We start from the raw sequence: 6,944 nt of genomic DNA, 5'->3' as shown, positions 1-6,944 counted from the left end.
ATTATACTATTCAATATACTATTATTGGTGAAACATTGAAGTAGGTGTTGATAAATTGTTGTAATCAAAAATCTTATTTTGAACTATAGGAATTAATATAAGACCTCAAGATTAATCATGACTGAGCTCAGAAGTGGGTAACAAAAAAAATCAACAGAAGAAAAGAGATGATAGTTACGCCGCAATTAGTAGACGTAGAAGAAAGCGGAATATGATAATGATACTAATACCTATTGTTGCGGCCGTTATAATATTTGGAATCGTATCTACCTCACTCTACTCTTTACAAGGACCTAAACCATTAGTGGTGCACATTCATCCACGGCTTAATGTCACAGTTGATGGTAGCCCGGTTACTGTGCCGTCACAGATAGGAATTGATTCGTTATTGTGGAAGGATCATTCTCTCGATCAATATGGTACACCTGGATTTGCACCATTGCATACTCATGACTCTAGTGGCATAATCCATGTAGAATCTACAGTAAACAGAACTTATACATTAGGCGAATTTCTAAGAATATGGGGAGGCTTAGATACAGCTGGTAAGACAGTAAGAGCAACTGTGAATGGTCAACCAGTCTCTAATTTTACTAACATTATACTTCGAGATGGTGAGCAAATCAATTTGAATATCGGAAGATAAATGACATAATAATCTTAGTTACCTAACTCAGAATGTTAACCGTAATAAGCAATACACTAAAAACCGCTAGTAGAATTGACTAGTCTTTAATAGTTTTGGATTCTAGCAAATGAAATGACAATTAGCATTATATAAAAACTATTAACAAACTAATTATCTTAATTCTTCTATCATTTTATTCCTCAGTGGTCTCAACTATAAATGTGCAAAATATATTCGTTAAGGTCTATCAATATTATTCTTAGCCCATATCTGGTCAATAACCCGAGATCAAAGTGATTTACGATTAATTAAATGCAATAAAGCATAGGCAGAAATATAGATCATGTTATAATTGGTAATAAGCCTCTTCGAAGATATCACTCTAACAGCTATATACTAGAAATTTTAATCATAAAATAAATAGGAACATTAAATATGTTGTATGTTCGGAAAATGCTAGGCAAATCTCCTCGATAGTGAGGCGATTGAAGTCAAGCCTATCCATTTCTGTACTTCTTTTGGTATTGCATTGGCTAATTGATTGCCGTTTTGTAATTTCTAGATTTCAGCTCTGATTGCATCATATTTAATGCAATATACTTTTGAAAGTAATTAATCTCTATTGGGCAACTTATGTACAAGAATTATAACTAAGTAATTGAAATTCTCTTTAGGTAGTAGCATTATACTAACTATTACTCTTAAATATAGTAATCACTAATAATAATCTAGGTGAAACAAAACCAAAAAAGACAAAAACTTAAGTGCGGCTTCACAGGAACCTGAATTAATTTCTGAAGAACAACAGGAATTCTATCGTAATAAATTATTGCTGTTAAAGGATTTTAATGAAATATTTGAATTCGTGAAGATTGCAGTTGAGGCAAAATTTAAAATGCATAGAGCTGGCATAAGCTTGGTACTACAGGGCTTGCCAACTACCCTTGGAGCATACCATATTCTTGGCTCTAACATGATAATCATCAACAGACGAATTTTAGCTATGATCAAGGCACGGAAATTACTTGAATATAATTCATATTTATTTATAGTGCTTGGTCACGAATATCTACACAGTTTCGGTATTGTGAGTGAATTAGAGGTCAGAAGAATGATCTTCTCTTTATGCCTGTCAATGTTTGGAGAAGATCACATTGTATCAATAATGGCTAGATATGGACCTTGGTATGTATTTCCAGACTTAAATCTAGATTATAAATATGAGCCTGAACAAACCTATGAAATCATAAGAAATTTTGATAAAACTACCCAATCATACATTCATTGAATTACGTTCAATGCTGCTAGTTGGGACAGCAACTACAATTGATAAATCCCTATCATTCATGGATGTGCAAATAATCTTCACCAGTTTATAAATATTGACGTGGAAAGATTGCATTCCTATAGCTGCATCTCTGCATAACTCTCCGAACGAGAACGGTTTATGGAGACGCGCCGAAAAAATACAAGAAATGGTGGCAGCGGCTTAACGAAGAAAGAACAAGAGATATGGATACAGAAACAATATAGTACTGAGGATTTCTCGGCTTCCAATTATGTTGAGACATACTCTTCATTTAATAGGATTTTAATCTCAATGGCAGGTAATTGGAAAAAGATACATCGACCTAATTTACTGTGCTAAGGTAGCAGATTCAATTGTTTATTTTCTGCTTATATTGTATAAAATACATTGGGTATTCAAGGAAGATATGAATTATTTGAGAGAAGAAATGAGCCGAAGGATGCAAATATACTCAAACGAAATGGAATCATTGAGAGAAGAAATGAATCAAACGATGGATAGGTACGCCGGCCATATGGAAGATTTAAGGGAAGAAATGGAAATGTAAATTACCTTATTCCTCTTCATTCTATGCAACAAGATCAGCGAGAACAAATTTTCTCGTCGAGGCTATTAAGAACCTTATAATGACACCGACAGGACTGCAGCGGTTGCTTCGGAAAAGAGCGTCATATCATTGTTCCTACGATTCCAATTGTTTGCACCAATCTGAGGGCGTCCGAAAATCCTAGTTCTGAAACCATATATGATCAAAAGAATTTAGGATACGTCTGCTTTTGCCAGCAATCTATGAAAATATTTATCAAATCCCATATTACCTACAATATCGTCAGAGTATAGCCCTAAACCGATTACAAGTCCTTTTTTGTAATGAAGCTCATATGTTGCAATAACAGGCTTATAATTTACAGGATACTTTGTTACTAGTTTTGCCCCATAATTTATCAAGATTATATCATTATGATTGGTGATGTACTGTTCTTCGTGATGTTTATATTCCCATGGATCATTTGCAAACGTTACCTCGCATGAATAACATAGATAATTGCTCCCAATCCACTCAGAGGTTTCCTTAGCCCATCTTTCACTTACACTTTTCCATGCGGTAATACCATTAAAGGCCCACCCATGTCCCTTAACCAAAGTAATGGAATGATGATGCCTATCATAGCTTACCTGAGCATAAAACACATTCCCGTCTAGGAGTATTATTGTACCACCATTCTCTACAAAATGTCTTAGGTTATCATATTCTCTCTGAGTAACATATTCTTGATGTGCTAAAATTAAGATATCATATTTATCTATGTAGCCCGAGTTCTGGTGTTGAATATTTCTATTTACACTCATATTTGCAGCTGTGTTATTAGTGCTATTTACAGGGCTATCTTGTTGGATAAATATCGAGCCATCATCAACATCTTGATCTGTTATAATTTGAAGGTTTGATGTTAAGCCAAGGTATGCATGTTTAATTAGCTTTGGAGGAAGATCTATTACCCTGCTAGTTAGCAGATTCAGATTTTTAGTAACGTTTGTACTAGGGGCTACATTTTTCTCTAGCCTATAGAAATTATAAAATTTATTGTTATATGCAGCAGTGGTAAAGGTTGGTGCAATAAATGCTATGTGCTCTGCAGTGGTATTATTAGTTGTTGATGTAATATTTTCTAAACTCAAACCAGTTGTAGAGTTTGCTGCATTCTGAATTTTAGAAGTTGAGATGTTAGGCTTTATGGTTCTTGAAATTATATGATGTGTCTCGTTTTCATTCAGTTGAGGAAATATAGTAATATTGCTTCTTTGAGTTCTAATTGTTACTGATGGAGGATCTTTTTTGACGGTTGCATGTGGCTGAGAAGTAAAATTATATGATTGTTTTTCGGATGAAATAATAGGCAATGCTTTTGAGTCTTGTGCTATACTTGTTAACTGAAATGATTTCTGAAAGGTAACAACCAAATTTTTATACGGTTTATGGATCACAGAGCTTGCTCCCTCTTGCACCTTTAGGCTGTTATGCGGAGCCCAGATAATCCCAATAGCTATTATTACTGACAAAGCTATAGTTATGATTGCCGCATTGAAAGAGAATTTTGAGTCGTTTATCATGATTCATGTTTCTGACAGTTTGGAATTATACCTAAACTTACATACCTGGGAATATACGTAAATATTAGCTTTACTTATCAAAAGTTTTCGTCAGTTTGTCCGATTCGTTACTTCTATCGCAGTAGGGTTGACCACACTTACTGGTCTGGTCCCAGCGCTTATTGCGTCCTATCCATCCAGTGCATGTTTTTTGAGGAAACCTTTACCGATAAATCTAGCACGCCCTCCGATTTATTAGGTATAGCTGACGACTTTTAACAGCTTTTGAGCACTACTTTCGCTACAAAGTCAGGAGAAGACGCATTTTTCTGTCATATGCTCAAAGCTTGAAGCTTTTTTGCATTATCTGCAATTATGGGGAATTTTGGATCTTGAGATTTTTGGGAAACCACCCGTGGTTACCACACCAAAACTGATATACAATGACTTGTCAGTACTTCTCATTTGCCCTCATTGTCTGCTTTCATAGTAACGGAAAAAGAAGCTATTGAACCGTAATATGGCCCCATATTTGATGATGATAACGATCGAATTTCATCAGGCGAATTCAATTAGAGAGGCTACTACTTCTCTGTTTCTTTAAGTTTGGAGTCCATTGAAGTGTGAGTACTTGTAACCTTAGCTTTCCTATTTCGTGTGGCAAAACTATATCCAAAGGCTGCTGAAATAATTGTCACTGCCAAAACTGGACCTGTAAATGGCGGCAAGATGTTTGAATTGCTAATTACAGAGTATGATTCCATTGCAGCGATAGCTAAGGCAAGTCCACTTAATGCATATGCCATATATGTGAAACCTTTAGTATTAAATATCCTTGAAAATGCTGAGCGGAGAACAACGCTTTCCAAGGTATCAATTGGAATCATACCCAAGGCGAAAAATCCAGCAAGAATTAATGCCACTTGTACTCCAAGTGTTGCAGATGCAGCAACTGTTAATGTTAATGCAGATATTTGAGTAGCAGTATCAAACCCTAATCCAAACACAAGACCAGTGATTAAGGCAGAGCCAAACGGTCCCATTACATGGGTTCGAGATACAACTTTACTGGCAAGGATAGCAGAGCCTGTTTTACCCCATCTTTTCATTGAATAAATGTTGATTGCTCCAATTGTGGCTAATGCAATTGCTCCTATAACGCCTCCCCAAAAAGAAAGCTGGTCTACTTTCCCATTAGTTGCACTACCTATTGTATATATTATTAGAAGCATTTCTCCTAGTACTGATGTCATGTGTCCAATACTGAAACCAGCACCAACCCAACGTGCTCTTTTTCTAGCATTATGCATCCTTACAAGATTATCTATTGCAGTAATGTGGTCAACATCAACTGCATGACGAATTCCAAAAAAGAACATTGCTGGAATCGATACAGCTATGAATGTCTTGATATCTCCTACCATTATAGATAGCAGCCTATCCAACTGGACATGAGTAATATTAAGTCTGTATATAGTATTATTTAAGGATTTAAAATAACAGAATTAGCCGACATCGACAGAGAAAAGGCTGATATTACATTTTAAGCGACTTTTTTACCTAAAGAAACTAAGCTTGCAAATGTGTTAAATAACATCCACGAAATGAAATTTTAAACTCTTAATTCCTCGATTGTTCGAAAGTTCATTCGCAAGTTCTTTCATTCTTTTAATATCCCCTTTTATCATTATACATTCCAGACAGTCATGATTGTTTAAATGCAGGTGAGTAACAGCGCCAATAATATCATTATATTTATGCTGTATTGAAGTTGATTTTGTATCCTTGTTGTACGAATGATTGTCATACAGCAGTATTATGGCACCGGCTCCTGCCTTTGATAGATCATCTATCTGATTATGCTCATCTACAAATGAATGGAGAGCTGTTTGTATTGCTTTAGATCTATCTGAAAATCCAGCTTTTGTCATTGACTTGTCAAATTCTGCCAAGAGCTTAGGGGGAAGTGACATGCTTATTCGATCCACATAGGATTTTTTATTGTGCTTGCGGATTGCAGCATTTTTAAATGTCAAATCGACTAAGAATATAGAGTGTTTGCTAACTTTTATCTTTTGTTTGTCCTAATTTTAATTTGTAATAGTAGTAGGTAGGAGCTGAAAAACAGGTGGTAATGCCATGGTAACAAGCTTGGAGACAACAAATTGGTAGAAAGTGGTCCCAGAGAGAGCTATGAGGTACAGTTGAGAATTATAGTTTGGGTAAGTATTTGTCGTTGCTTCAAACAAAAAAAAACTCTGCAATCAGATGTCGATGGCGACCAATTTTAGAATCAAAGGTCAATTTATCAGTAATACCTGTGACATGTTCCTGAAGCGACATTACAACAAATGATTGCATGTGATCTATTTTAAGACTTGAGTAAATCATATTTAACCCGCAGTTTATGCAATTTAGCGCGAATATCTCTTAAGATATTTGCATCTTCCTTATTCCTAACTTTCTCCTCAACATTGCGAATATCATCTATGGCCCTTCTCAAGTACCACGTTATCTCAATATTTGTCATCCCTCTAAAATCTCCATGCTCAAAAATATAAATTTCACAAAATTTTTGGCCACCGCGCCAACATCTGGTGATATGTAAGAGGTAATTTACACGGGATCTATAAAGTTTCATACATGTTCCTGAACATGGTTCTTAATACATGTAAGCATTATTTAAAATACCTTGTAATTATTATATAAATAACCAACCAAATTGCAATATTATATAGGATGCTCTGGATGGAGCTACACTTCATGGGAAGGTCCCTTCTATCCTTCCGGTACCGAGAACTTTCGTTGGTTGAACTATTATTCTCATGTATTTGATTATGTAGAGATCGATTCTTCTTTCTACAAGACACCCAGTTTACAGATGGTCAAAAACTGGGCCATGAAAACACCCAAGAA

General features: G+C 35.3%; 8 protein-coding genes. 4 read left to right on the top strand and 4 right to left on the bottom strand.

The genetic code is table 11. From position 1 onward, the window contains the following. The first annotated feature begins 133 nt into the window (after nt 1–133). The 3 genes from DYY65_RS08400 (at nt 134) to DYY65_RS08390 (ending at nt 2,484) form a co-directional block, all read left to right on the top strand. The gene (locus DYY65_RS08400; RefSeq protein ID WP_162477520.1) at nt 134–646 is read left to right on the top strand and encodes a hypothetical protein; all 513 of its coding nucleotides are present in this window, start codon (nt 134–136) and stop codon (nt 644–646) included. An 811-nt stretch (nt 647–1,457) separates the two neighbouring features. After that, entirely contained in the window at nt 1,458–1,916 is a 459-nt protein-coding gene (locus tag DYY65_RS08395) for a hypothetical protein (protein ID WP_162477519.1), read from the top strand. A gap of 394 nt (nt 1,917–2,310) precedes the next feature. Next, nucleotides 2,311–2,484, top strand: a complete 174-nt coding sequence (locus DYY65_RS08390; protein WP_162477518.1) for a hypothetical protein — start codon at nt 2,311–2,313, stop codon at nt 2,482–2,484. A 212-nt stretch (nt 2,485–2,696) separates the two neighbouring features. Here the strand turns inward: DYY65_RS08390 and DYY65_RS08385 are convergent, their stop codons facing one another. The 4 genes from DYY65_RS08385 to DYY65_RS08370 form a co-directional block, all read right to left on the bottom strand. Continuing rightward, nucleotides 2,697–4,049, bottom strand: a complete 1,353-nt coding sequence (locus tag DYY65_RS08385; RefSeq protein WP_162477517.1) for a N,N-dimethylformamidase beta subunit family domain-containing protein — start codon at nt 4,047–4,049, stop codon at nt 2,697–2,699. Between the two features lie 563 nt (nt 4,050–4,612). Next, nucleotides 4,613–5,452 (bottom strand): HoxN/HupN/NixA family nickel/cobalt transporter, encoded by an 840-nt coding sequence (locus tag DYY65_RS08380; protein ID WP_162477516.1) that lies wholly within the window; start codon nt 5,450–5,452, stop codon nt 4,613–4,615. A gap of 162 nt (nt 5,453–5,614) precedes the next feature. Further along, the gene (locus DYY65_RS08375) at nt 5,615–6,064 is read right to left on the bottom strand and encodes a CopG family ribbon-helix-helix protein (protein WP_162477515.1); all 450 of its coding nucleotides are present in this window, start codon (nt 6,062–6,064) and stop codon (nt 5,615–5,617) included. 335 nt (nt 6,065–6,399) lie between these two features. Then, the gene (locus tag DYY65_RS08370) at nt 6,400–6,558 is read right to left on the bottom strand and encodes a hypothetical protein (protein WP_162477514.1); all 159 of its coding nucleotides are present in this window, start codon (nt 6,556–6,558) and stop codon (nt 6,400–6,402) included. A 192-nt stretch (nt 6,559–6,750) separates the two neighbouring features. On the opposite strand from DYY65_RS08370, the gene DYY65_RS13030 reads away from it, so the two are divergent. Further along, nucleotides 6,751–6,944 (top strand): DUF72 domain-containing protein (locus DYY65_RS13030; protein ID WP_370519333.1); only part of this gene is annotated, 194 nt, incomplete at its 3' end.

It is taken from the genome of Nitrososphaera sp. AFS, from assembly GCF_009898475.1.
GTDB lineage: Archaea > Thermoproteota > Nitrososphaeria > Nitrososphaerales > Nitrososphaeraceae > Nitrosopolaris.
This window is presented reverse-complemented; position numbering and strand designations above follow the sequence as displayed.

Excerpts from the sequence above, each read along its gene's own strand:
- DYY65_RS08385 (WP_162477517.1), bottom strand. The coding sequence starts at position 4,049 with ATGATAAACGACTCAAAATTCTCTTTCAATGCGGCAATCATAACTATA.
- DYY65_RS08380 (WP_162477516.1), bottom strand. The coding sequence starts at position 5,452 with ATGGTAGGAGATATCAAGACATTCATAGCTGTATCGATTCCAGCAATG.
- DYY65_RS08370 (WP_162477514.1), bottom strand. The coding sequence starts at position 6,558 with ATGACAAATATTGAGATAACGTGGTACTTGAGAAGGGCCATAGATGAT.